Raw genomic sequence first — 25,986 nt, 5'->3', positions numbered from 1 at the left:
CTAGTTGGTGTTTTGTTGATTTCTTGTCCTTAACAAGGCACCTGTATTCACTATTGATGTGACTCAAAATGGGCCTCAAGAAAGCAACGTTAGTTCTAATTATCATGACGATGTCATGGGTAGTGTATTTGCTCATGTCTCCCCCCGTCTCACTCCCCCAGTGTCAAAGTTTTACTGGCGTGCTGTCTATCGGTGAAGAGGAAACGACCTTCAATTTTCGTATCAACCCAGAGAATGTTGAGTTGATTACGACCTTTAATCTGGCTCTCCAAAGTTTAGGTATGCCTCACTCTATTCGATATGAGTTTGATGTTGTATCTATCGAACAGACATCAGACTTGTGGCGTTTTCATCTGGTGGATCAACCACATCAACTTGAGCAAGTTCTAGAAATTGAGCCGCTCAATGAACATTACGCCGTTCGATGGGTTGGCGATCGTAAAAACACAATTCAGTACAGTTGCATGGATGTAAAAAATGCCGAGATTTAAACAAGTTGCAGTGTCCGTTAGTATCGCTTTATCTATTACCAGTTGTTCGAACACCGGTGATTTTGGTGGCATCAGCTCGACCACATTAATTGGGTGTGCTGGCGGAATGATTGTTGGTGGTTTAGCTGGCAATGCAATTGGTGGTGATAAAGGAGCATGGATAGGTGCGGGCGTCGGGGCGTTGGTTGGCTGTTCCGTTGGGTACTATTGGGCACAGCGAGAAGAAAAATTGGCTCTAGCCGCAGAAAAAGAAGCCGTTGAGGTTGAATTTGAGCGAGTGGGCTCCTCGGAAGAGGAAGGCCAGATGGTTGCTGTCCAGTCACAAGCCATTATTGAAGCTGAAAAGTCAGGCAATACTGAGCGCATAAAGCAGGTTATAGGCTCTTCGGAAGTCGTTGGTTTGTCGGCAACGGTAAAGGGAGACATCTTTAAGTCAGGGCAAACATCAATTTCCAGTAAAAAGCATCAGCGCTTTTTTAGTCAATACGCGGAGACGGTAAAACCGAGTGGTAGTGCGATACTGATTGTTGGACATACCGATAGTACAGGCTCAGCCCAGCTCAATGCAAAGATCTCATTAGAGCGCGCTACAAGTGTAGCCAAGCAACTGATAAAAAATGGTATTCCTAAAGAAAACATCTACGTGTATGGGGCCGGTGAATCGCAGCCGATTGCTTCAAACAACTCTGTTCAAGGGCGTGCAGAAAACCGCCGGATTGAAGTCGTTACTTTGGAGAATAAACCCGAGTACGTAACGAACTATGTGAAATACAAAGCCACAGAACCTAGCTTCGCCAAGATGCGTACCACAGATAATATTGCCAGTCGCAGCCAGACGGTAAGTCAACAAGTTAATAAAGGTATGGCTCATTCACAGCAAACGTCAGAGGCAGCCAAAGAGGTTATTAATAAAGATAACCGTCGTAGCTTAAGCAGTCGGGCATTCGTAGACTTTGGCGGGCAATTATACGAGGGTTTGGATGACAATCTTTTTGCGTACATAGGAGCTCAAGAGTCCAACCGTTTTTCTTTAATTGGTCAAGCAGTGGCCAATACTCTCGAGGAGTCTTCGTGTGTTTACGATGAGCCTAGCGTGACCACAGGTCTCAAACAGCTGGGAGATGACAACCTGCGAACCACGGATTATTTACCAGGGATGAACAAGACGGCGTGGGGCGCGAAAGTGAACGACCACCTAGTGGCGTTGGCTCCGGTTGCGGTAGACCGACACAAGCTCGTCGTGACGGAAACACCACAATTATACGTTTACCAAGGCTACGGTCGTAACTCAAACGTTAAGCCTGCCAAAACCCAAAAAGATGTCCACGTCAATATCTACAACGGAACAAAGGGGGTTATCTATCGAGCGTTTGTGCAAGAGGAAAACTACCCAATTAAATGCATTGATATTGCTGCGAATAAAACGCATTCAAATGGAAACTTTTCGTCTTTTGCAGGAAAAATTTACTACCAAGGGCCTAAGGGCCTGATGATTGCAGACTACAAACCAGGAAAATTATAATCATGAATGGACTTACAGCTTGGCTTCTATTGAATCGCATGTTGGTGACGGCGATCGGTACGACCGTTGCTCTGATTGCGCTATATTTGAGTAATCGTGATGCAATTAACTTGCAACTAAAAGCACTCTATTACCGTTTTCCATTGTTTGGTAAAAACGCGCGTTTGGCCAAAAGATTGGGCTTGGATGATCAACGTTGGTTTAACTCTGAGCGAGAGGTATGCAACAGTTTTCTGCCTTATTTTGATAAATACAATGCCGATGAATACCATTATGAGCAAGCCAGCCGTTATCTAAATAAGGTCGGTGACACAGGTATCTCCCCGATGAAATGGTACACATGGTTGGGCTTATCAGTGATGGTATTGATTGAAGCGGCGGGCTTTGCCTATGTATTGGCGGGTTTTACCATTCAAGACGGCAGTGAGTCGATTCAAATACAAGCGGCGGTTGGGATTGCACTGTTGATTAGTGTCCTACTTGTTGGTTTTACTCATGCTATGGGTGGGGAGCTTTATCGTAATCAGCAAATTGGAAAAGTGAGACTACATTGGAATCATGATCCTCAAAAACCCGGTGTTATTTCGCCAAACTTAAATGTGGGATTAAAATCCAAGACAAACGCAATCGATGATCAAGAGCCTAGTTGGCGACAAATTGCAAACCGTTTGGCAAAAACCAATGCTGGTTTCACTAAGTCTTGGATGATGAGTATCGTTACCGTTCTGTTTATTTCCATTGTTGCCGTGGGAGCAACGTATGTGCGTGGTCAAGTGCTCGAGAAACTGGCTATTGAAGAAATCAGTGGTCATGAACAAGAAGGAATGGGTGGTGTGTTTGCTGTCGCTAACCCATTTGCTGACTCAGCACCGGCTGAGTTGACGAACTACAATGACGAAGCCGAAAAAGCGGCATTCCGAGATGCGATTGACGCGCACAAGCGAGGTGGATGGATGACATTCATTATGTTGGCCGTCATTTTTGCAGCGATGCAGGCTTACAGTATTTATCTTGGTTTCAAGAGTACGTTTTCTGGTAAAGAGTCGAAAGATGCCTACAACGCCACTTACAAATTTTCAAACGTTAATGCTTACCTAGAGTATTTCGCTTCTCGTCAAGCGGGGGTTGAAAGGGTTGCTCAGAGTGTTCTCTCACATTTGCAGAGCAAAATTGCGATTTACGCACAGCAAAATTCTGGTGAGCAACATGTCATATACGCAGCAAACAACCCATCTAGTCGTAACTTTATCAACTATTACAAACTGAGAGTATTGAAAAATGCTGAGTCGCCGGAGTTGATTAAAGCTCAACAGCCTGTGTTTCATAACGACAAGCCTAGTGAAGCACCGACGGTAAAGCCGCAGAGCACAAATAATCAAACTGTGATTGAGCCTAATCAGTTGGATACACCCTCGGTAGCGGAGGCCTTTTTAAGTGATGTTGATATCATGAACAAAGTAAAAAATAACGATTTGGATGGGTTAACGGATGAGCAAATTGTCACCGCATTGAAAGCAATTCAAAACGAACCCAAGCCTGAAACGGCAGAAGAGCGATTGGCTCGATTACAACAACAAGCGATGTCGTCTTAATGAAAGGAGTAGATATGAAGAGGATTCTTTTGCCACTTTCTTGCATCGTGTTTGCGCTCTTTTCTCAACTTTCGCAAGCGGCAACATTGAGAAACGATGTGCCTAGTTGCACAACGGACGTACCTAGCGAGTATTACCAGAAGCCCATGGAGAGAGAGCTGGTTATCCTCGTTGATAAAACGATGGCTCATTCGCTTGACCAAGGTATCAAGGCCGAGTTGTATCAGAGTGTGACCCGATTTATCCAACCTGGTGATAAAGTTCAACTCGTCGAGTTTTCATCTTTTGCCCAAGACAGCTATACCAAAGTCGCATTTAACGGTCAGCTTGATACTCAGATAGATGATGAGCATCGTAGTTATGTTAAGAAATCAGTTTTAAAGGCTTTAGACAAATGTCTGGACCAACAGCATAAGTTTATGCTCAATCAAATTGGGGTGGCATTACAAGAGGCATTTCAACCACAAGAAAAGCCAACTAATACGGAGTTGATTGGCACGCTCAATGACATCAGCAGACAAGTCCTGACATACTCGACCTCGAAAAGAAAAGTTGTTCTTATCATCAGCGACATGCTCGAGAACTCTGACATCACGTCATTTTATAAGAGCAATAAAACGCGGGTCATCGATCCGCAGCAAGAGTTGGTAAAAGTATCCAACGCTCAGATGTTTGCAAACTTCAATCAAGCCGATGTTTATATTATTGGTACCGGGGTTGTGCCCGGTAATCAGCAATACATATCGGCTCAGAAGATGAATTACTTAGAGCTGTTTTGGCGAGACTACTTTAATCAAAGCAACGCTAACCTGATTGCTTTTGGTAAGCCAATGCTACTCAGTGATATCCGTTAGGCGATATCAAAGTGTTCGGTGAGACTCCCTTCATGTGATTCATACAGAAGGGAGTTTTTATTTGACTTGTTAAAAACTCTGATGATTCAGATGCTCATGCACATACTGGCGAATATAAGGCACTACCTCCGCCTCAAACCACGGGTTGCGCTTTAGCCATAAAGTATTTCGTGGTGAAGGGTGAGGCAGGGGAAGCGTGTGGGGCGCCCAAGTTTGCCATTGTTTGACTGTTTCGGTGAGTGAGCAGGGTTTGTCTGAGAGGTAGTAGCGCTGCGCGTATTGACCAATTAGCAGTGTCATGCCGATATTGGGCAGCGCCTCAAGCACCTTTTGATGCCACATTGGCGCGCACTCTTTGCGCGGGGGCAGATCTCCAGAGTGGCCTTTGCCGGGATAACACAACCCCATCGGCATAATCGCAATGTTCTTGGCGTCATAGAATTGAGTCTTGTCCAAGCCTAGCCAATCTCGCAGCCGGTCGCCACTAGGGTCATTCCATGGAATGGAGCTGTGATGAACACGTGTACCTGGCGCTTGGCCGATAATCATTAGCTTGGCATCCTGATGGGCTTGGATCACCGGATTGGCGCCCAGCGGCAGTTGCGCCTCGCAGTGGCGACAGGCGCGAATCTCGCTCAGCAGTGAATCCAGCATCAGTAACCTCGCTTTGGCTCCACCACATGCAGCAAACGAAACCCGTCACGCCATCTCGCGTAGTTTTCGGCAAATATCTCTGCCGCCTGCTCTGGAAAGCTCAGCGCAGCAATGTGTGGCGTGACGGTGATATGAGGGTGGGACCAAAATGGATGCTCGTCATGCAGTGGCTCTTGCTCAAACACATCCAAAAACGCATGCTGCACGCAGCCTTGCTCAATGGCTTCAATCAACGCATGTTCATCTAACGCCGCGCCTCGGCCAACGTTAAACAGCAAGGCTTGGTCTAAGTGACTTAAGGTCTGATGGTTGAGAATATGCTGAGTGTCCGGCGTGTTGGGCAGGGTGTTGACCACCACCTTCGCGCCCGCCAGCGCAGTCGTTAGCTCTTGCACATGGTAGAGCGCATCAAAGGGCGAGTGTTTACTAGGGATCCCGCTGCGATTCACGCCAGAAACGCGCATGCCCAGCGCCTTGGCACTTTGGGCGAGGTGAGTACCAATCGAGCCGGTGCCGAGGATGACCATATTGAGTTCATTTAAAGAGCTGTAGGGCTTGGGCGTCCACTGCGCTTTTTTCTGCTCGCTTTGATAGTGGGAAAAATGACGCTGGTGGGCAATCACATAACCGAGCACATACTCCGAAATCTGCTGACCAAATATGCCCTTCACGTTGGTCAACACGCCTTCAAAGTCTTGCAAGTGCGGCACCAGTGCATCGACACCCGCATAGATAGATTGAATCCATTCTAGGTTGGGAAATTGATCCATGGCTTTAGCGGCCATCGGCGGCGCGGCCAGCAAGATCGTCGCTTCGGCTTTGTCTTGCGTGAACGTGAGATCCGGTAAATTCAACGCATTGAGTAGCGCCTGATAGCGCTCGTTGTGCTCAGTCAACAGGTAGACATTGTGGGAAGCAAAGGTCATGGAAACATCCTTATTGATATCGTCTGGCGGGCGAACAATGGCTTATCTATCCATTGGTTTTGTTCAATGATACCCGTTACACTGACAATGGTGACTCAATCAATCTCGCGCTCGGAGGCCATATGAGTACGACGACGATTTTTCTGCTGGTGATGTTGCTGATAGGCAGCGCCGTCGCTTTCCTTACCTTTAATTCAGAACGTTTGATCGCGTGTTTAGAGAAGCGTATCAGTGACAATGCGAAAAGAAAACAGTAGGAGCTTAAGATGACGTACTTTACTCTCGCGATGCTAATGATCCTCGCCTCGGTGTTTTCTATCGGTTGTTTCGCGATGCTCTACGATAGATACCAACGCTAGCTCAGCGAACCTCTATCATGCATCATTAAGATCGGCAGTTCTTTTTTCACTCACCGATATCGAGTAAACTCTGGGGGTTTTTTGAGTAAACCCTTGGTTTGCTTGTTTCTCTCCTTTTCGCAATCAGTGAGCCACTATGCTACAAAATCCTCTTCAGCTTCGCCTAGAGAAGTTAGAGCCTTGGAAACAGATTACCTTTATGGCGTGTCTGTGTGAACGTATGTACCCCAACTATGCCCTATTTTGCGAAAGTACCGAGTTTGCGCAGCCGCGTATCTACCGTGACATTCTTGATAGTATTTGGGAGCAACTGACGGTAAAAACCGCCAAGGTGAACTTTGAGCGCCAGCTTGAAAAACTCGAAGAGCTGATCCCAAGCTCGGAAGATTTTGATTTCTACGGCGTGTTCCCGGCCATTGATGCGTGTGTCGGCTTATCGACGCTATTGCACGGCTTGCTTGACCGAGACTACCTCTACGACAACATGCAGAAAGTCAGCCAGTTGTCAGTAATGACGGTTGCCAACCTCGAAGAAGCGCAAACCGGCGTCGCCATTACCAACGACAACCAAAAGCAAAACGAAGCCGTATGCGCAGAGTGGGATGTGCAGTGGGCGATCTTCAGACCACTGAAAGAGGCCACCGAACGCGACATCGATTTGATTAAAGACTTACGCCTAGAGCTTAAGGACGAAGGTGTAAGTAATATTGGTGTACAACTTTAGTCATGTCGCCGTAAACTTCGCCCGAAAAGGGCGAAGATACAAAGGCATACGGTGATGAGCTTCAAACAAAAGAAAAATAATCGATAGTACGACTTTTATACACACTTGTTTCATATTTATGTGTGATAAGTTTTTCCTGTTTTATTCATAAAGTATAGGAAAAACATAATGATAAAAATGTCAGTGGTGGCAACCTTCGTTTTAGGCGCTATGTTAGTGGGTTGCAATGGCTCATCAGATACGGGCTCATCGGCTACAGCAGGAACTTACTCATTTATTGATGAACCAGTAAAAGGTTTATACTTCGAGTCAGCCACTCAAACTGGATGTACAAATGAAAGTGGTGAATATCAAGCGCTAGCGGACGAGGTAGTATCATTTTACTTGGGAGTGTGTGACGAGAATAACCAACCGACACTTGAAGATCAGAAGGTGTTGATCGGTTCAGTTTCTGTTCCTACAAGTTTAACGACTCCCTACGACTTAACTATTGATGTATCCAGTTCAAGTCAATCTGTCAATGCCGTGACGATCGCAACTTTGCTTAAATCTTTTAACTCAACCGATGCTACTGGGCGGTTAGATGTATCTGGTTTGCTTTTCAATGACAATGGCGTTGATCTTCGCAATACATTGACGACTTTGATTGCAACGCCCGATACCGATGCAACAACAGTGCTCACACTGTCGCTCTTTAACGACTTTGTCTTGGCGAATACCAACACAAATAACAATCTACAAAAAAGTAACTTTGTAGACAGCGCTACGGCTGAGTCTGAGTTGAAATCAACGTTATCTCAGCAGGGTAGCGATATTTTCACCCCAGAGTTAGTTATTGGAAAAACGGTGACAAGACCTGACGGTAAGGAGTACGCGTTTGGGGCTGAGACTGATAATGACTATAGTTACTTCTCGGCTTATGGGGATGGTTGGGGCATCTTTAACTCTTTGGGAGCACAATATAATGCGAACTCAGGAGATCTTTACGTTGATGGATATGTAGTTGGTTTGTTGGATTTAAGGACAAACAGTTGGCTTGTAACGCTCGAATATAATGATGGTAAAGAGAAAACCGTAGAAAGATGGTCTGTCCGATAGACCATTTTAAGGGGCGCTATCGGCGCCCCTTTGCTATTTGTCTGCGTTATCTTTGTCATTATCATCACGCTTTTCAATCACACCGTGGGTTTGTTTCCACACTTCCCAGCGCTCAAACGCCAACTCTTGCATGTTGGTGGTGTGGTCGGCCTCATCGATGATGTTCTCACCGACTAAGTGCTCGAAGATGTCCTCTAGGGTCAAAATTCCCTGAATGGTGCCGTACTCATCGACCACCATCGCCAGTTGTAAGCGTTTTGCCATCATCTGTTCAAAGGCTCTTGGCAGCGACAGAGTGTTGAGCAGCACATGAATCGGGCGCATCACCGAACCCAACTGTTTGTCGCCGTGGCCCTGCTGCTTGAGCTTATACAGCTCCAATCGGTGCACAAAGCCTAGGATGTTGTCCTTTGACTGGCTGTAAATCAGTGGGCGCGAAAACGGCGTGTCTGGGTAGGCTTTGAGAAACTCTACAATCGTCATCTCAGCATTGACACGAAACACCACCGGTCTTGGCGTCATCACTTGGGTGACAGGCACATCTTGAATGCCAAGCAAGTTGGTGAGGATCTTTGACTCTCCCTCGGCAAACTCACCGCTTTCACGGGCTAAGATCGCCATAGCGGAGAGCTCATCGCGCATTTTCGGCGCTTGATGACCGCTGGCTAGGCGCTTGGTGATTTGCTCAGAAAACCACACGAACGGCGTTAGGGCCCACACCATCCAGCGCAAAGCAATGGCTGAAGCTGGCGCGAGTTGACGCCAGTAGGTCGCGCCTAGGGTTTTTGGCACAATCTCAGACAGCACCAAAATGCCAAGCGTCAGTACGCCTGAGAACACGCCCAACCACTGACTGCCAAACACCACCGCCGCCTGAGCGCCTGCGCTGGCGGCGCCAATGGTGTGGGCGATGGTATTGAGGGTAAGAATCGATGCCAATGGGCGGTCGATGTCCTGTTTTAAGATCGCCAGTTTGCTTGCCGCAGGGTGACCTTGCTGGCGAAGCTGGGCAATGTAACTTGGGCTGATACTTAGCAGCACCGCTTCTAACACGGAGCAAATAAACGATACGCCAATCGCAACAGAGACGTAAATAATGAGCAGCAACATAGAGTTCCTATAGCAAAAACAACCCGAAAATTGAACGCATTCGGGTAGCGTAGCATGGTATTGACGCCAGTGATAACCGACGTCGAAGCCCATTCTGAGGTTATAAATACGGCTAATTCACTGAAAAAACAAGCATCCGATCACAGTGTGAAAGTAACAAATTGTGAGTTGAAGCTCATATTATGGCTAAAAGTACGCCATGAAAGTCAAAGATCGCCGACAAACCTTTGCCAGATGGGGCATTTATGTTTTAGAGTGAGTTGAATTCGATAACCTATGAGAAGGGAAACCTAATGAACAAGACCCAATTAATCGACTTTATCGCAGAGAAAGCAGACCTATCTAAAGCGCAAGCTAAAGCTGCTCTTGAAGCAACTCTTGACGGTGTGACTGACGCACTTAAAGAGGGTGACCAGGTTCAACTAATTGGTTTTGGTACATTCAAAGTAAATCACCGTGCAGCGCGCACTGGCCGTAACCCTAAAACAGGTGCTGAGATCCAAATCGCAGCAGCTAACGTGCCAGCTTTCGTTGCAGGTAAAGCTCTGAAAGATTCTGTAAAGTAATCGACTTGTTTCATCTTCTATTGCCTTCCTAAGTACGATATTGAATCAATGACGTAAATCTGAGCACTCAGCGACAGGGTTTATGTTGTCAAATGTCATTAGGCAATGAAACAAAATGGGTTACACTACGCCAAGGTATCGATACCTTGGCGTTTTTTATGTCTGGTATTTTTTCTGGCGTGTCCTTTCCTGCGTTGGTTTCTTGATATGAACAGTCTCATTATGAAAAAGCTTGTTATGAAAAAGCGCATTCTTCCTTTCTTGTTGTCTTCGCTGATGGTTGGCTGTTCGTCAACGGTCTCTACACCTAATCTTGACCAGTTTTCCGAGTATTCTGGCGGCTCGGTGATGGGGGACACGACCAGTCTGTTTTGGTACACCGAATACCTCTCAAGCCCGTTTACGGCGGCCGATTACATTACGGCCGGGGAGTATGGTTGGTATAAGACCGATTACCGTTGGGATGAAGGTGAGCTGCGTGAGTTGATTCGAGAAGGTGAGCAACTGAGCTTGCAGCAGAGTAATGAGCAAGAACTCGTGCCATATCGCATTCACGCTCGCTTCAATAAAAACGGTGAGGCGATTTATCAGCAATACCGGATGGACGGCAAGGTGTTCCCGCTGCGCGCGTCCATGATTGAGCAGTTACAGCAAGAGGCGCGCAATATCGGTTTGCAAACCAAGCAGCAAGCGAAGCAAGGGATTGAGCTCGTCCAAGGCTACTGGGATGGCAGTGAGTTTGAAAGCTGTGAAGGGCGCAGTTACACCGAGATTGAGTTCAACCAGACGCTGCCGTCGTTTGTGGTGAGCCGTTTGGCGTCGATTGATAGCTATGTGGCGTTTCTAGGCTCGACTCGCGGTAATCGTGTAGTGATCGAAGAGTTGCTGATGTTGGCGGAAGACAGCCATAATTGTCTGCAGCGGACGGTGTTGGTGGAGTAGGGGATGAAGTGCCTAGTTCCTAGTGGCTAGTGCCTAGAGGGTAATGGGTGGTAGGTAATGGGTGATAGGTGATGGGTAAGGGAAAGAAAGAGAGAAAAGGCACGCGGGGCGTGCCTTTTGTGATCATGCGGGTTGTAGAATGTCGGGAGTCGTCTCGATAGAGCTGAGATACTCTGTCATTGGTAATGGTTTTCCAAACGTCCATCCCTGTCCATAATCGACCCCCATTTCTGCGAGTAAAGTGTATTGTTTTGAGTTTTCGACGCCTTCAGCGATTACTTTCATATTGAGCTCTTTTGCGATGGGAAGAATATGGCTGATTAGGACCGATTTTATTGACTTACTTTCCATATCATTAACGAAGCTGCGGTCAATTTTTAGATAATCGGCGGCTATAACTTCAAGTTCGGCAAAATTTGAGTACCCGGTACCAAAGTCATCGATGGCGATTTGAAATCCATGTGTGGATAGCAGGTTAAGGTGCTCTTTCGCAGCGTCATAATCCAAGACTTCACTTTCGGTGATTTCAAGCGCAATAACCCCTTTGAAACGCTCGATCCCGGGTATGTCCAAAATGCGTTTCACGCTCCCATCATTAATATCGCATGGGAAAATATTTACACTGAGTTTGAAGTCATTGGTCACAGGGTAGTGGGCGAGTTCGTCGAGGGCTCGCTCTAGCATGCTCTGTGTGAATGACCAAGTGCGTTTCTGTTCAGAGATGATTGGAATGAATACATCGGGAGTGATGGCCCCATGCTCATCGCGAAGTCGTGATAGCACCTCAAAACCTGCCGTATGGCCTGATTTTAAGTCTACAAGGGGTTGATAGACACAATGGAAGTCATTGTTCTTTAAAGCACGCTGTACACGTTTTCGAAGAGAGTTTCTGGTTTGTATAAGCTCTCGTGTTAGCAAATAACCCAATAGCAAGAGGGTTGTGCCGGCACTGACAATGATAAAAGTGGCCGCATTTTTTATTTCAGTATAAACAAGATGACCGTAGTCATCGGCCTTAAGTGCGATCTCTTCATTCAAGTTGACGAGTGAAGTTAGTGTCTCCATCAACGAGTGGTATATCTCAAAAGAGGAGTGCATTAAATAGGTTTGTTCGTCGTAACCGGCAAAGTCTGAGTTGAAAATTTCTGTTTGTACTTCAAGATACGCTTGGTAGTGATTTTCGAGTTCAATCATTAAGGCTGACTCTTCATTGCTCGTGATCAAGTGTCGATATTGATGAAATAGAGTATCGATATCTTCATGAACACGGTCGATAGTTAACTCGTGCGGCGGTGGAAAGCGGTGGTGGGCGATTGCGTGCTCTGCCTCCAATGTCCTCATTCTTGCAAATTCCGTCGATATTTTGCCGAGCAGTTTTATCGACATCACTGCGTTGGTCGACACAGCGGTAGACTTTTGCTCTAAAGAGAATACAAGCGTTGTGGTTTTAAACGCCAAGCTAATCAGTAACGCACCGACAGCGAAAAGAAGAAAAAAGTGTTTATTTGAGCGAAAAATATCTGACGTCAAAACGGCAAACTCATTGTAAATCCATGGTTTCTAATGATGAATGGCTGTCCGTTCATTCATGCGATGGTTGGAATTCGAAAATACCACAATCGAGTGAGATTAATATGACAAATAGGCGCATTCTCAACATTGAGACTTATGCGGGGGGAGAGGGCTAGGTGGTAAAGGTGTTAGGAGAAAACGGCCATTGGCGAGATGTCGTCAATGGCCAAGAGTAAGAAGTTTATGAGTGCTCACGAGCGATGGCGCGGTAGCCGATGTCGTTGCGGTGGAACATGCCATCCCAGCTGATCTGTTTGGCCAGTTGGTAAGCGCGTGCTTGCGCTTCAGAGACGGTGTTGCCAAGGGCTGTGGCGCACAGAACGCGGCCGCCGTTGGTGGTGACGTTGCCGTCTTTCTCGGTCGTGCCGGCGTGGAACACTTTCTCGCCTTCCACTTCGCTGGTCGGTAGGCCAGAAATGACATCGCCTTTGTTGTAATCACCTGGGTAACCGCCCGCCGCGAGAACAATACCGATGGACGCACGTGGGTCCCATTTTGATTCTACTTGATCCAGCTTCTTCTCGATGGCCGCTAGGCAAAGCTCAACCAGGTCAGATTCCATACGCATCATGATAGGTTGCGTTTCTGGGTCACCAAATCGGCAGTTGTACTCGATCACTTTTGGCGTGCCGTCGCTATCGATCATCAGACCTGCATAAAGGAAACCTGTGTATGGGTGACCTTCTGCTGCCATGCCGCGCACGGTTGGGTAAATGACTTCATCCATAATGCGGTTGTGGATCTCAGGGGTGACCACTGGCGCTGGTGAGTATGCGCCCATACCGCCGGTGTTCGGGCCGGTGTCTTTATCGCCAACACGTTTGTGATCTTGGCTGGTCGCCATTGGCAGGACGTTCTCGCCATCGACCATCACGATAAAGCTCGCTTCTTCACCGTCAAGGAACTCTTCGATCACCACGCGGCTGCCTGCTTCGCCAAACGCGTTGCCTGCGAGCATGTCTTTGATGGCGTCTTCCGCTTCTTCCAGTGTCATCGCAACGATCACACCTTTACCTGCCGCTAGGCCGTCAGCCTTAACCACAATCGGTGCGCCTTGTTCACGTACGTAAGCAAGCGCAGGCTCGATGTCAGTGAAGTTCGCGTAGGCGCCCGTTGGGATAGCGTGACGCGCTAGGAAGTCTTTCGTGAATGCTTTAGAGCCTTCAAGCTGAGCCGCCGCTTCTGTTGGGCCAAAGATAGGCAGACCCGCAGCGCGGAAGGCATCCACCACACCGATAACAAGCGGCGCTTCAGGGCCAACAATCGTCAACTCAATCGCTTTCTCTTTGGCAAATGCCACCAGTGCTTCGATATCTTCCACGCCGATGTTGACGTTTTCCAGTTTTGGCTCGAGCGCCGTACCCGCATTACCCGGTGCAACGAAAACCGTCTCTACTTTAGGGTTTTGCGCGGCTTTCCAGCCCAGTGCGTGCTCACGACCGCCCGCACCGATGATTAGAACATTCATTTAATAATCCTTTCAAAAGTTGGATTACTCTAAGCAGTGGGTGTGGTAGCAAGGCAGTGCTTGAATTCATCCCCGGGAGCATAGCCTAGCTATGTGACCGGGGTGAATGAAAGCGCTAACGCCGCTACCGCGCCCAATGCGACGAGTAATTAGTGACGGAAGTGGCGCATGCCTGTAAAGATCATCGCCATACCATGCTCATCGGCCGCAGCGATCACTTCGTCATCACGCATTGAGCCACCTGGCTGAATCACACACTTGATACCTGCTTCTGCTGCCGCATCGATACCGTCGCGGAATGGGAAGAAGGCATCAGAGGCCATGACGCAGCCTTCAACCTGTAAACCTTCGTCAGCGGCTTTGATGCCAGCGATTTTCGCCGAGTAAACACGGCTCATTTGGCCAGCGCCTACACCAACAGTCATGTCGCCTTTAGAGTAAACAATCGCGTTCGATTTCACGTATTTTGCGACTTTCCAGCAGAATAGTGCGTCTTTCAGCTCTTCTTCTGTGGGTTGACGCTTAGAAACCACTTTCAGGTCAGACATATCGACCATACCTTGGTCACGGTCTTGAACAAGCAGGCCACCGTTAACGCGTTTTAGGTCAAAGCCTGTGGTCTTAGTTGTCCACTCGCCACACTCAAGCAGACGAACGTTCTTTTTCGCTGCCACGATGTCGATCGCTTCTGCAGAGACAGAAGGCGCGATGATCACCTCAACAAATTGACGTTCAGTGATCGCCGTTGCCGTTTTTGCATCGAGCTCGCGGTTGAAGGCGATAATGCCGCCAAACGCAGAGGTTGGGTCTGTTTTGAATGCGCGGTCGTAAGCGTCTAGGATGTTGTCGCCCAGCGCAACGCCACATGGGTTCGCGTGCTTAACGATCACACAAGCTGGCGCATCGAACTCTTTCACACACTCAAGCGCGGCGTCAGTGTCCGCGATGTTGTTGTAAGAGAGCGCTTTACCTTGGATTTGACGCGCAGTAGACACAGACGCTTCTTCTGGGTTGGCTTCCACATAGAACGCCGCCGCTTGGTGGCTGTTTTCGCCGTAACGCATGTCTTGCTTTTTCACGAACTGCTGGTTGAAGGTGCGAGGGAATTTAGACTCTTCGTCTCCCTCTTTATTGTCACCGTACGAAGGCACCATAGTACCAAAGTAGTTCGCGATCATACCGTCGTAAGCTGCGGTGTGCTCGAAGGCTGCGATAGCGAGGTCGAAACGCGTTTCTAGAGTGAGAGATTTCTCGTTCGCGTCCATTTCCGCGATGACGCGGTCGTAGTCGTGCGCGTTGACAACGATGGTCACGTCTTTGTGGTTTTTCGCCGCAGAGCGAACCATGGTTGGACCACCGATATCGATGTTTTCCACTGCGTCTTCGAGTGTGCAGCCTTCTTTGGCAACGGTTTGTGCAAATGGGTAGAGGTTCACCACCACCATATCGATTGGGTTGATGCCGTGCGTCGCCATCACGTCGTCATCTTGACCACGACGACCCAGTACGCCACCGTGAACTTTCGGGTGGAGCGTCTTAACGCGGCCATCCATCATTTCTGGGAAACCGGTGTAGTCAGACACTTCAGTGACCGCGATACCTTGCTCTGCCAATAGGCGAGCCGTACCACCAGTCGATAGAATATCGACACCACGGTCAGCGAGTGCTTGGGCAAACTCAACGATACCGGTTTTGTCTGAAACGCTTAACAGAGCGCGGCGAATAGGACGAGCGTTAGTCATGCTTCCATCTTCCTCAAATTCACGAAGTTCAATCAAATGAACGATTAACAATAGTCAGGGGTAATTTATGGCGCGTATTCTAACCAAGTTAGCGCTAAAAAGCTCGCGCAATCGTTTGGCATCGCAAAAAAATTCAAATTTATTGTTGCTAGAGGGAGAGTTCCTAGTTCCTAGTGGCGAGTTCCTAGTTCCTAGAGGGGGAATGGGAAGAAGAGGGTTAGGAGGCGTAGAGGATTTTGGCGTTGGTTGCACCTGCTTTCATGTCAGGGAGGCCATCGTGGTAGAGGGTGACTTGGTTGCGGCCGGTTTGTTTGGAGTAGTACATCGCTTTATCGGCTTGGATTAGCAGGTCTTTGCTTGAGGCGATGGAGGAGGTGACCTCCGAAATACCAATGCTGACGGTAGGATGAATGGCGTGGCCGTCCACTTGGCACTCGGTTGTCGAGATTGACTCCCGGATACGCTCTGCAACGTCGTACGCGTCAATCGCGTTGGTGTGGCTGAGCACGACACCGAACTCTTCACCGCCGAGACGCCCAAGATAATCGCTGCCTCGCACCACCTGTTTACAGATCTGCGCGACGTGTTTGATCACCTCATCGCCAGATAAATGACCGACTTGGTCGTTAATTTCTTTAAAGTGGTCAATGTCTATCATCAGACAAGCGAGCGGCACTTGCTGCTTTTGAGCTCGGCGCAAGGCGCTATCGAGGCCAGAGAAAAACGCGCGGCGATTGAGAATTTCCGTGAGCTCATCAGTCTCTGATAAGGTTTTTAGCTCTTGCTCTAACAGGTGCGTACGGGTGACATCGCGCACTGACCAAATCACTCGCGGGCCGTGGGCCGTGCTTTGCGGCACGTAGCGCAGGATCGCTTCAAACCAGTTTTCGCTCTCTGCACCCATCGACTCAATGCTATCAATCGGCATCATCAATAAGTCGGTCGGGGCGATGGCGTATTTGACCACTTTGTCGCGTTTGTGCTCAAACACTTCTTCTAAGTAGCTGAGCAGTTGATTGGCTTTGTTGGCGACCAAAACGTCGCTAAGGTGGAGGCCCGTATAGCGCTCGACATCAAACCCTGCGGCAAAGTGCGCGCCGCCAAAGCTGTCGGTATAGTGACCTTGCTCATCAAGAATAAAGACGTGATCAGGCAACGAGCTTAGCACATAGCTCAGCCACTCTTCTCGGCTGTCTGTTGGCATGATCTATCTTCCTGATAATTGAGCAAAAACGTTATTTTAACGGATGAGACAGCCAGTGTAATCGCTCTAGGTCACACTTCGGGTCTAAGTTGTTGCGAAATTGTCAATCTAATTAGTGATTTGAATTACTGACTTTTCGCTCAGTATCACAACGCGCTTGCAAATTGAGCTCAAATGTTATCGCCCATTTCGATGCGATTTGATTGCTGAGGGCGTTGAGACACAGACGCAGGTTTCTTTCTTCGAGAGCAAGGGGGTGAATTTAATGCCATCCACACAGAAATGACTCACACTCAGATCGCTTTTAATCCCTGTGAGTCTGTATGGGTAGCTGCGATGTGTTCAAACTGCGTTTCAATGGCAATAAATGCATCAACCACTAGTGGGTCAAAGTGCGTTCCTGCTCCTTCAACAATAATCTCCCTTGCTTTTTGGTGAGAGAAAGCAGGTTTATAAACACGCTTAGAGATCAGTGCATCATAGACATCAGCAACCGCCATCAATCGGCCAGAAAGTGGAATTTCCTCACCCACTAGTCGATTCGGATATCCACTCCCATCCCACTTCTCGTGATGGGTCAAAGCAATTTCTTTCGCAACAACCAAAAACGAGTTAGAGCCCAGTTGCTGTTCTGCAGCTGAGAGAGCATCCGCGCCAATTTGTGGATGGTTTTTCATTATATCAAACTCTTCATCTGTCAGTTTACCCGGCTTCAGTAAGATGCTGTCGGGAATACCGACTTTACCGACATCATGCAGCGGTGCTGATTTATGAAGGAGATCAATATAGTCAGGAGTCAAAGTGCTTGCCCAAGAAGGAGAGTGGCTCAGATACTCAGCCAATGCTTTAACGTAGTTTTGTGTACGAATAATATGTGCGCCAGTTTCATTATCCCGAGACTCAGCAAGGGAGGATAAACTGGTGATAGCAACATCTCGCGTCAGCTTTAACTCGTTTTGACCCTCTTCCAGTTTGTCTAGCATGCTATTGGCATACGTAGCAATTACGCTCAGTTCATCATTGCCAATAACTGGGACTCGGGAATGAATTTGACCACCCGCTACTCCTTCAAGAGCTTGCTGTTGAATCTCAAGTTTACGTGAAGTGAGCTTCCCTGAAGAGTGAACAATAGCCAGCGCATATCCCCCCAGAATCACGGAAACAAAAATCAATTCTTTGATTACGCTTATCTTTCCCGATCCATCTTGCACAAACTCTGGGTTATGTTCGAGCCAAAAGATGTCTTTTATCGCCACGCTAGAAAGCGATACCGTGAGTACTGTCAGCAGCAACATAACAAACAAGATTTGGTGCTTAAAACTGGCGCTTTTCGTCACATTATTAGCGGATAAACGAGAGGTGTTTTCTTCATTACTCAGCGCAGTAAGCTGTTTAGATAATTCAAGGAGCGCGCCACTAAAAAAGCCAAATAACGTTAAGCCAAAGATGACCTTGAGGTTGCTATCAAGAGTGAAGTCATAGAGAAGGTTATAAAATAGAGCAAAAGGAAGGCTGACAGCGAATAGCAAGCCCGAGTCGAGCTTGGTTAGATTAACACTGCCCCGTCGCTGGAAGATCAACGTTTGTCGAATCGTGAAAGTAAGCAGAAAAACACTTACTGAGTGCAGCATTATCACGCTTAGCGGCAAGGTGTCGAGCATAGGGCAGATTAAGCCGCCATAAAAACCAAAAATAATGGCGGCAATCAAGTAGTACTGTAGAGCCAGGCGATCTTGAAAGGTTTTTATTAGCATTTTTACAAACTTCAGCAAGCAATGTGAAAATCGAACATATCACGGCATGAGATTCAGGGCGAGATTTGGGGGGCATATGAGGGCGCATAAATGCAAAAAAGCAGCTATCCCTGAGGGGTAGCTGCTTTTATATCAATAAGTTAAGGCTTGTAGATTAGTTCATGCCGTACTTTTTCAGTTTCTTGCGAAGAGTACCGCGGTTGATACCCATCATGGTTGCTGCGCGCGTTTGGTTACCGCGAGTGTACTGCATGATGGTGTCTAGTAGTGGCTGTTCTACTTCAGCTAGAACTAATTCGTAGAGTTCTGTGACTTCTTGGCCGTTCAGTTGTGCCAAGTAGTTTTTAAGAGATGCTTTAACAGAGTCACGTAAAGGCTTTTGAGTAATCTGGTCTTGCGAGGTTACTGTAGTTACTGTTAATGCTTCTGAAGTCAGATTTTGTTCGAACATATTCGGTCTAGCTCTTCTCTTAATTATGATGCAACGTTAAACCCGCATGGCTGCGTCGTAGCGACCGCCAATTAGGCTAAATCAAAGTACCCTTCTAACGCTTCAAGTTGCAGCTCGGCTACATCAATGGCGTTGAAGGTCCGGCGAAACTCACTTGCTTGTTCATGCTCTTTTAGGTACCAACCCACGTGCTTACGCGCGATGCGTGGACCTAAATACTCACCATAAAACTCATGGAGAGCGTTTACATGACCGAGCAGGATGTCTTTCACTTCCGAAACCGGAAGCTCAGGCATCGTGGTACCGTTTTCCAAATAGTGTTGGATTTCCTGGAAAATCCACGGACGACCTTGGGCAGGGCGTCCAATCATTAAGGCGTCCGCACCGGTGTACTCCAGTACGTGTTTGGCTTTCTCTGGGCTATCGATATCACCGTTCGCGATAACCGGTATTGAGATGGCCTCTTTTACCGCTTTAATGCTGTCGTATTCGGCCTCACCTTTGTACATACACGCTTTGGTTCTGCCATGCAGCGCCAAGGCCTGAATGCCGCAGTCTTCGGCTAATTGAGCGATCTGGACACAGTTTTTGTTGTCTGTATCCCAGCCTGTGCGAGTTTTGAGTGTCACAGGGACATCCACTGCGTTGACCACCGCTTTCAGAATCTCTTCGATGATGTCTGGAAACTTGAGCAGCGCAGAACCCGCGAGCTTTTTGTTCACTTTTTTTGCTGGGCAACCCATGTTGATGTCGATGATTTGCGCACCGTTCTCAACGCTAAATTGCGCCGCGTCGGCCATCAACTGTGGATCGGCACCCGCAATCTGCACAGAGCGAATGCCCGATTCGCCTTCATGCACCATGCGTTGCTTAGATTTGGACGTTTTCCAGAGTTTCGGATTGGACGACATCATTTCACTGACGGCCATGCCTGCCCCATATCGAAGACACAACTCACGGAACGGTCTATCCGTGACACCCGCCATAGGCGCGACGATGAGATTGTTCTTAAGTTGGTAGTGTCCGATTTTCAAAACGTCTTCACAGCTTCTGTTCGATGAATAGTCCCCAGCAAGGGCGCGCATTTTACGCATTTTTTTACGCCGTGAAAAGACTAATATTTGAGCATTGACAATTTGTTTTGTTAAATTGTATAAAATTCAGTCAATTAGCCTTGAAAGTCTTATCTAGCCTTGCTTGCGACCCGCTATGCGGCACCACTCACTCTGCTCTTTGATAGGATCAATGTGAAACTCATCACGGTAATAGTCGGCCACATCTTCCGCTTGGGTGTCGAGGACACCAGACATCGCGAGCTCGCCGCTTGGCTTAACTAAAGACTTGATGATGGCAGAAAGCTCACGCAGCGGACCGGCCAAAATGTTCGCCACCACGACATCAGCAACCAGACCTTCTGGTTGATCTTGAGGAAGGAAGACATCGAGTTTGTCGGCCACACCGTTACGCTCTGCGTTGTCTTTTGAGGCGAGCAGGGCTTGCGGATCGATATCGATGCCGATGACGCGCTCTGCGCCCAGTTTGATTGCTGCAATCGCCAGAATGCCTGAGCCACAACCAAAGTCGATCACGGTTTTGCCCGATAGATCGAGACTCTCTAGCCACTCGAGGCAGAGCGCCGTGGTGGGGTGAGTACCGGTACCGAATGCGAGGCCAGGGTCAAGCATCACATTGATCGCGTCTGGCTCTGGGACATCACGCCAGCTTGGGCAAATCCACAAACGCTCACCAAACTTCATTGGGTGGAAGTTGTCCATCCACTCGCGCTCCCAATCCTTGTCTTCAAGCTGTTCCACTTTGTACGCGAACTCTTGAGGAAGCAGGCCGCTTTGCGTCATTTGCGCCAGCACAAAATCGGTGTCCGCTTCGGCATCGTAAAGTGCAAGGATGTCGGTGTCGCCCCACAAACGCGTTTCACCCGGCAGCGGCTCGAAGACCGGCGTATCGTGCGCGTCTAAAAAGGTGACCGATAGGGCGCCGGTCTCTTCCATTAACATGTCGCCGATCGGTTCAGCGTTTTCGTTGGTCGCGTTGAGTTTGATTTGAATCCAAGGCATGGTCTGGCTCTGCTCGATAAAAAGGAAATTGGCGCAGAGTGTAGCAGAATTGAGCGAGAGGGGGGAGTTGCTAGTTCCTAGTTGCTAGTTCCTAGAGGGGGAGAATCAAAACGCCCAGCGGTGGGCTGGGCGTTAGGAGAGAGCGTTATAACTCAGAGAATTAGTGGTTTAGACCAAGCTTCTTCTCTAGGTAATGAATGTTGGCACCGCCGTGTTGGAAGTTCTCATCATTCATGATCATCTCTTGCAGTGGCACGTTGGTTTTGATGCCTTCGACGATCAGTTCGCCGAGCGCATTCTTCATGCGTGCGATCGCGACATCACGGTTCTCACCGTAAGTGATCAGTTTGCCGACCATCGAGTCATAGTGCGGTGGCACTGTGTAACCAGAGTAGATGTGCGATTCCCAACGTACGCCCATGCCGCCAGGGGCGTGGAAACGCTCAATTTTACCTGGTGAAGGTAGGAAGCGCTCTGGGTCTTCGGCGTTGATACGACACTCAATCGCGTGGCCGCGGATTTTGATGTCATCTTGCGTGAACGACAGAGGTTGACCTGCGGCAACGCGTAGCTGCTCTTTGATGAGGTCGATGCCAGTGACCATTTCAGTGACTGGGTGCTCAACCTGAATACGGGTGTTCATCTCGATGAAGTAGAACTCGCCGTTTTCGTACAAGAACTCGAACGTGCCTGCGCCGCGGTAACCGATTTCGATACACGCACGGGTACAACGCTCACCGATGTACTTACGCATTTCAGCCGTGATGCCCGGTGCCGGTGCTTCTTCGACCACTTTTTGGTGACGACGCTGCATAGAACAGTCACGTTCACCAAGGTGGATAGCGCCGCCTTGACCGTCTGCGATGACCTGGACTTCAACGTGACGAGGGTTTTCAAGGAATTTCTCCATGTAGACCATGTCATTGTTGAAGGCCGCTTTCGCTTCTGCGCGCGTCATGGCAATGGCTTGCACCAAGTCTTTTTCAGCACGGACCACACGCATACCACGACCGCCGCCGCCGCCAGAGGCTTTGATGATCACTGGGTAGCCGATGCGTTTCGCGTGGGCTTTGTTTTTGTCTTCGTCGTTGTCGAGCGGGCCATCTGAGCCAGGTACACAAGGTACGCCCGCTTTTTTCATTGCGGTGATGGCTGACACTTTGTCGCCCATCATGCGAATGGTCTCGGCTTTTGGACCGACAAAGATGAAGCCGCTGCGCTCAACTTGCTCAGCGAAGTCTGCGTTTTCCGACAAGAAGCCGTAACCTGGGTGGATAGCGACCGCACCGGTCACCTCTGCCGCAGAAATAATACGAGGAATATTGAGGTAACTGTCGATACCACGTGCAGGGCCGATACAGACGGTCTCGTCTGCCAGCAGGACGTGTTTAAGATCGCGGTCAGCCGTTGAGTGGACGGCTACCGTCTTGATACCGAGCTCTTTACAAGCGCGAAGGATACGAAGTGCGATTTCACCTCGGTTCGCGATGACTACTTTATCTAACATAACAGAGGGCCTCTATTATTCGATAACAACAAGCGGTTGATCGAATTCTACTGGTTGGCCGTCTTCAGCAAGGATGGCAGTCACGACGCCAGATTTATCGGCTTCGATTTGGTTCATCATTTTCATCGCTTCAACGATACAGAGCGTATCGCCGGCATTCACTTTCTGACCAACTTCAACAAACGCTTTCGCATCTGGGCTTGGCGAACGGTAGAAAGTACCGACCATTGGAGAAAGAACCTGGTGACCAGACACTGCTGCTGGTGCAGACTCTTGAGCTGCAGGAGCAGGGGCAGCGGCTGGCGCAGGCGCCGCAACCGGTGCTGGCGCGGCTGCGTATTGGATAGGAGCAGGCTGCGCAGGCGCTGCAACGCCGTGACGACTGATGCGTACCGACTCTTCACCTTCAGAGATCTCTAGCTCAGCAATGCCAGACTCTTCAACTAATTCGATAAGCTTCTTAATTTTACGGATATCCATTGTGTCTTTCTCTTTTATCTTGTGAATAAGACAGCGCCCAAAGGCGCTGCAGAGTAGTGAGTATCGGCGTCCATCTGTCCGCCGCGTGTTGTCTTGTTACGCTGACTTGAGCTTGTCTATCGCTGCCATCAACGCAAATTGGTAACCTTGTGCACCTAAACCACAAATCACACCTACTGCTTTATCAGACAGGTAAGAGTGATGACGGAAGGGTTCACGTGCGTGCACATTGGATAAGTGCACTTCAATAAAGGGAATCGCGACGCCGAGCAGCGCATCGCGCAGCGCGACACTCGTATGAGTAAAGGCCGCGGGATTGATGATGATAAAGTCCACCTCGTTGAGCGAGGCGTGGATTTTTTCAATCAGTTCATACTCTCGGTTTGACTGCAAATGCTCCAGTTCGACATCCGCTTGCTGGGCTTGTTCCATCAAGCTATCGACAATGTCCGCTAAGGTGTGAGAGCCGTAGTGGGCAGGCTCTCTTAGCCCAAGCAGGTTGAGATTTGGACCATTTAGGACAAGAATGCGTGATTTTGCTGTCATTGTGTCGCTATCTTCCTAGTTATTGAGATGAACTCAAATATTCCCATATTATCAAGGATAGGGCATGTCATTTTTAATGCAAACGGAGCCGAATCTTTGAAATTGACCAAGATTATAGCTAATTCAGCGCATTTAGCAGCAATTTACTGGTCTAATCACCTGTAGGGAAGCCAGGAAGTGGGACGAGGATCTAGGCTTGATGCCTTCTCGTGCACGAATAAGAGTGGAATAAGAGTGGAATAAGAGTGGAAGTGGGGAGGTAAAAACGCCGCACTTATTATAAGCGCGGCGGGGTATTTTAGTTCCTAGTTCCTAGAGTGGCGAGAGTGTTGGAGTGGTCCCCCTCTAGGAACTCGCTTCTAGGCACTTAAACCAACTCTGCTTTCTCTTTGATGAGTTTGTCGACCACGCTTGGGTCGGCCAAAGTGGAGGTATCGCCGAGGTTGCTGGTGTCTCCGGTGGCGATCTTGCGCAGGATGCGGCGCATGATTTTGCCCGAGCGGGTTTTCGGTAGCGAATCGGTCCAGTGCAGCACATCTGGGGTGGCAATCGGGCCTATCTCTTTTCTTACCCAATCTTTGACCTCTTTGTGCAGCTCGGCAGAAGGGAACTCGCCGTCGATGAGCGTCACGTAGGCGTAGATGGCTTGGCCTTTAATGTCGTGCGGAATGCCAACAATCGCCGCTTCGGCAATTTTCTCGTGCGCAACGAGCGCCGATTCAATCTCAGCGGTACCCATACGGTGACCGGAGACATTGAGCACGTCATCGACACGGCCGGTGATCCAGTAGTAGCCATCTTCATCACGACGGGCGCCGTCGCCAGTAAAGTACATGCCTTTGAAGGTGGAGAAATAGGTTTGCTCAAAACGCTCGTGATCGCCATATACGGTGCGCATCTGCCCCGGCCATGAGTCGAGGATCACCAAGTTACCTTCAGCGGCTTGCTCTTCAATCACGTTGCCCATGTTATCGACCAGCGCAGGTTGAACGCCAAAGAAAGGACGGGTCGCCGAGCCCGGTTTGAGATCCGTTGCGCCCGGTAGTGGCGTAATCAAAATGCCGCCGGTTTCGGTTTGCCACCAGGTATCGACAATCGGAGATTGCTCATTACCTATGGTTTTGTAGTACCACTCCCACGCTTCTGGGTTGATGGGTTCCCCGACCGAGCCCATGATGCGTAAGCTGTCGCGTGAGGTGCCTTCGATGGCTTCATTGCCTTTCGCCATCAAAGCGCGAATCGCGGTGGGCGCGGTGTAGAGAATGTTGACTTGATGCTTGTCGACCACTTCGCTCATGCGACTGGTGTTGGGATAGTTCGGCACACCCTCAAACAAAATGGTTTTGGCGCCATTGGCGAGTGGGCCATAAATCAGATAGGTGTGACCGGTAATCCAACCCACATCGGCGGTACACCAGAAGGTTTCGCCCGGTTGATAGTCGAACACATATTTGAACGTCATGGTGGCGTAGACCAGGTAGCCGCCGGTGGTGTGCAGCACGCCTTTGGGTTTGCCCGTTGAGCCTGAGGTGTAGAGAATAAACAGCGGATCTTCGGCTTTCATCTCTTCCGGTGGGCAGTGATCAGAGACCTCAGCGGTGGCTTTGTGCCACCACACATCGCGGTGATCGTGCCAATCAATGTCGCCGCCTGTGCGTTTGAGCACCACGACTTTTTCAATCGTTTTCACTTCTGGGTTGGTGAGCGCTTCATCGACGTTTTTCTTCAAAGGCACCGCACGACCGCCGCGCACACCTTCATCGGCGGTGATCACCACTTTGGCGTCGGAGTCAATAATACGGCCAGAGAGCGCTTCCGGTGAAAAGCCGCCAAACACGACGGTGTGCACCGCGCCAATGCGGGTACAGGCGAGCATGGCGATCGCCGCTTCCGGTACCATCGGCATGTACAGACAGACCACATCGCCTTTGTGTACGCCTTGCTCTTTCAGCGCGTTAGAGAAACGGCACACCTCTTTGTGCAACTCGTTAAACGTGAGCGTTTTGTCGTCTGCCGGGTCGTCCCCTTCCCAGATGATGGCGACGTCATCGCCGCGCTCAGCGAGGTGGCGGTCAATACAGTTGGCGGAGACGTTCAGTGTGCCATCTTCAAACCAGCGAATATCGACGTGGCCGGTATCGAACGAGGTGCTTTTGACTTTAGTGAAGGGTTTGATCCAATCCACCACTTTGCCGTGCTCGCTCCAAAACGCGGTTGGGTCGGTGACCGATTGCTGGTACATGGCAAGGTAGGTGTCATTGTCCGCGTGGGTCGTGGCTTTGATGTTCTCTTTGACTGGATACACGTGGGCTTCACTCATGGCTAATCTCCTTATGCTCTGCTTGGGCT

The 25,986-nt window shown here is 49.0% G+C and carries 24 protein-coding genes; 9 read left to right on the top strand and 15 right to left on the bottom strand.

Going from position 1 to position 25,986, the window contains the following annotated elements:
• Positions 1-134: 134 nt before the first annotated feature.
• The 4 genes from AC6R03_RS16515 to AC6R03_RS16500 are packed head-to-tail and all read left to right on the top strand — an operon-like array spanning position 135 to position 4,459.
• Positions 135-491: a hypothetical protein gene (locus AC6R03_RS16515; protein ID WP_500630582.1), complete on the top strand. Its 357-nt coding sequence runs from the start codon at positions 135-137 to the stop codon at positions 489-491.
• Positions 478-2,013 carry an OmpA family protein gene (locus AC6R03_RS16510; protein ID WP_500630581.1) on the top strand — a complete coding sequence of 512 codons (1,536 nt, stop codon included), beginning with the start codon at positions 478-480 and terminating at the stop codon, positions 2,011-2,013. The genes AC6R03_RS16515 and AC6R03_RS16510 overlap by 14 nt, the downstream gene beginning before the upstream one ends.
• A 2-nt stretch (positions 2,014-2,015) precedes the next feature.
• Complete coding sequence (locus tag AC6R03_RS16505) at positions 2,016-3,605, top strand: hypothetical protein (RefSeq protein ID WP_500630580.1); 1,590 nt, start codon at positions 2,016-2,018, stop codon at positions 3,603-3,605.
• A gap of 14 nt (positions 3,606-3,619) precedes the next feature.
• A complete protein-coding gene (locus AC6R03_RS16500; RefSeq protein WP_500630579.1) occupies positions 3,620-4,459 on the top strand; it encodes a hypothetical protein in 840 nt (279 codons plus the stop codon).
• Between the two features lie 69 nt (positions 4,460-4,528).
• On the opposite strand, the gene AC6R03_RS16495 is transcribed toward AC6R03_RS16500, so the two are convergent.
• Both AC6R03_RS16495 and AC6R03_RS16490 read right to left on the bottom strand, forming a co-directional pair.
• Positions 4,529-5,113: a uracil-DNA glycosylase family protein gene (locus tag AC6R03_RS16495; RefSeq protein ID WP_500630578.1), complete on the bottom strand. Its 585-nt coding sequence runs from the start codon at positions 5,111-5,113 to the stop codon at positions 4,529-4,531.
• Positions 5,113-6,039 (bottom strand): D-2-hydroxyacid dehydrogenase, encoded by a 927-nt coding sequence (locus AC6R03_RS16490; RefSeq protein ID WP_500630577.1) that lies wholly within the window; start codon positions 6,037-6,039, stop codon positions 5,113-5,115. The genes AC6R03_RS16495 and AC6R03_RS16490 overlap by 1 nt, the downstream gene beginning before the upstream one ends.
• A gap of 122 nt (positions 6,040-6,161) precedes the next feature.
• On the opposite strand from AC6R03_RS16490, the gene AC6R03_RS16485 reads away from it, so the two are divergent.
• The 3 genes from AC6R03_RS16485 to AC6R03_RS16475 all read left to right on the top strand — a co-directional run bounded on the left by AC6R03_RS16485 (position 6,162) and on the right by AC6R03_RS16475 (position 8,220).
• Positions 6,162-6,296 (top strand): hypothetical protein, encoded by a 135-nt coding sequence (locus AC6R03_RS16485; protein ID WP_487902802.1) that lies wholly within the window; start codon positions 6,162-6,164, stop codon positions 6,294-6,296.
• Between the two features lie 238 nt (positions 6,297-6,534).
• Positions 6,535-7,122 carry a YjaG family protein gene (locus AC6R03_RS16480; RefSeq protein ID WP_500627464.1) on the top strand — a complete coding sequence of 196 codons (588 nt, stop codon included), beginning with the start codon at positions 6,535-6,537 and terminating at the stop codon, positions 7,120-7,122.
• Between the two features lie 168 nt (positions 7,123-7,290).
• Positions 7,291-8,220, top strand: coding sequence for a hypothetical protein (locus tag AC6R03_RS16475; RefSeq protein ID WP_500630576.1), 930 nt, complete (start codon positions 7,291-7,293; stop codon positions 8,218-8,220).
• A gap of 33 nt (positions 8,221-8,253) precedes the next feature.
• Here the strand turns inward: AC6R03_RS16475 and AC6R03_RS16470 are convergent, their stop codons facing one another.
• Positions 8,254-9,330 carry a CNNM domain-containing protein gene (locus AC6R03_RS16470; protein WP_500630575.1) on the bottom strand — a complete coding sequence of 359 codons (1,077 nt, stop codon included), beginning with the start codon at positions 9,328-9,330 and terminating at the stop codon, positions 8,254-8,256.
• Between the two features lie 293 nt (positions 9,331-9,623).
• Here AC6R03_RS16470 and hupA point away from each other — a divergent pair, with 293 nt between their 5' ends.
• Together hupA and AC6R03_RS16460 are read left to right on the top strand one after the other, a co-directional pair.
• Positions 9,624-9,896: a nucleoid-associated protein HU-alpha gene (gene hupA, locus AC6R03_RS16465; protein ID WP_100754166.1), complete on the top strand. Its 273-nt coding sequence runs from the start codon at positions 9,624-9,626 to the stop codon at positions 9,894-9,896.
• A gap of 237 nt (positions 9,897-10,133) precedes the next feature.
• Positions 10,134-10,838 (top strand): DUF1481 domain-containing protein, encoded by a 705-nt coding sequence (locus AC6R03_RS16460; RefSeq protein ID WP_500630592.1) that lies wholly within the window; start codon positions 10,134-10,136, stop codon positions 10,836-10,838.
• A 123-nt stretch (positions 10,839-10,961) separates the two neighbouring features.
• On the opposite strand, the gene AC6R03_RS16455 is transcribed toward AC6R03_RS16460, so the two are convergent.
• The 12 genes from AC6R03_RS16455 to acs form a co-directional block, all read right to left on the bottom strand.
• A complete protein-coding gene (locus AC6R03_RS16455; protein ID WP_500630574.1) occupies positions 10,962-12,368 on the bottom strand; it encodes an EAL domain-containing protein in 1,407 nt (468 codons plus the stop codon).
• Positions 12,369-12,591: 223 nt separating this feature from the next.
• Entirely contained in the window at positions 12,592-13,878 is a 1,287-nt protein-coding gene (gene purD, locus AC6R03_RS16450) for a phosphoribosylamine--glycine ligase (protein ID WP_500630573.1), read from the bottom strand.
• Positions 13,879-14,027: 149 nt separating this feature from the next.
• Positions 14,028-15,620, bottom strand: a complete 1,593-nt coding sequence (gene purH / locus AC6R03_RS16445; protein ID WP_500630572.1) for a bifunctional phosphoribosylaminoimidazolecarboxamide formyltransferase/IMP cyclohydrolase — start codon at positions 15,618-15,620, stop codon at positions 14,028-14,030.
• Between the two features lie 217 nt (positions 15,621-15,837).
• Positions 15,838-16,824, bottom strand: a complete 987-nt coding sequence (locus AC6R03_RS16440) for a sensor domain-containing diguanylate cyclase (RefSeq protein ID WP_500630571.1) — start codon at positions 16,822-16,824, stop codon at positions 15,838-15,840.
• A 293-nt stretch (positions 16,825-17,117) separates the two neighbouring features.
• Positions 17,118-18,578, bottom strand: coding sequence for an HD domain-containing phosphohydrolase (locus AC6R03_RS16435; RefSeq protein ID WP_500630570.1), 1,461 nt, complete (start codon positions 18,576-18,578; stop codon positions 17,118-17,120).
• Between the two features lie 154 nt (positions 18,579-18,732).
• Entirely contained in the window at positions 18,733-19,029 is a 297-nt protein-coding gene (gene fis, locus AC6R03_RS16430; RefSeq protein ID WP_000462885.1) for a DNA-binding transcriptional regulator Fis, read from the bottom strand.
• Between the two features lie 71 nt (positions 19,030-19,100).
• Positions 19,101-20,063 (bottom strand): tRNA dihydrouridine synthase DusB, encoded by a 963-nt coding sequence (gene dusB, locus AC6R03_RS16425; protein ID WP_487902817.1) that lies wholly within the window; start codon positions 20,061-20,063, stop codon positions 19,101-19,103.
• A 153-nt stretch (positions 20,064-20,216) separates the two neighbouring features.
• Positions 20,217-21,104 carry a 50S ribosomal protein L11 methyltransferase gene (gene prmA, locus AC6R03_RS16420; protein WP_500630569.1) on the bottom strand — a complete coding sequence of 296 codons (888 nt, stop codon included), beginning with the start codon at positions 21,102-21,104 and terminating at the stop codon, positions 20,217-20,219.
• A 160-nt stretch (positions 21,105-21,264) separates the two neighbouring features.
• On the bottom strand, positions 21,265-22,611 hold the full coding sequence (gene accC / locus AC6R03_RS16415) for an acetyl-CoA carboxylase biotin carboxylase subunit (RefSeq protein WP_500630568.1): 1,347 nt from the start codon (positions 22,609-22,611) through the stop codon (positions 21,265-21,267).
• 15 nt (positions 22,612-22,626) lie between these two features.
• Entirely contained in the window at positions 22,627-23,091 is a 465-nt protein-coding gene (accB, locus tag AC6R03_RS16410; RefSeq protein WP_487902788.1) for an acetyl-CoA carboxylase biotin carboxyl carrier protein, read from the bottom strand.
• A 96-nt stretch (positions 23,092-23,187) separates the two neighbouring features.
• Positions 23,188-23,637 (bottom strand): type II 3-dehydroquinate dehydratase, encoded by a 450-nt coding sequence (gene aroQ, locus AC6R03_RS16405; protein ID WP_334554711.1) that lies wholly within the window; start codon positions 23,635-23,637, stop codon positions 23,188-23,190.
• A 367-nt stretch (positions 23,638-24,004) separates the two neighbouring features.
• Complete coding sequence (gene acs / locus AC6R03_RS16400) at positions 24,005-25,957, bottom strand: acetate--CoA ligase (protein ID WP_500630567.1); 1,953 nt, start codon at positions 25,955-25,957, stop codon at positions 24,005-24,007.
• Positions 25,958-25,986: the final 29 nt, after the last annotated feature.

It is taken from the genome of Vibrio sp. R10-SG-ISO4, assembly GCF_059834135.1.
Note: the sequence above shows the minus strand (reverse complement) of the source record. Positions and strands in the feature narration are given on the sequence as shown.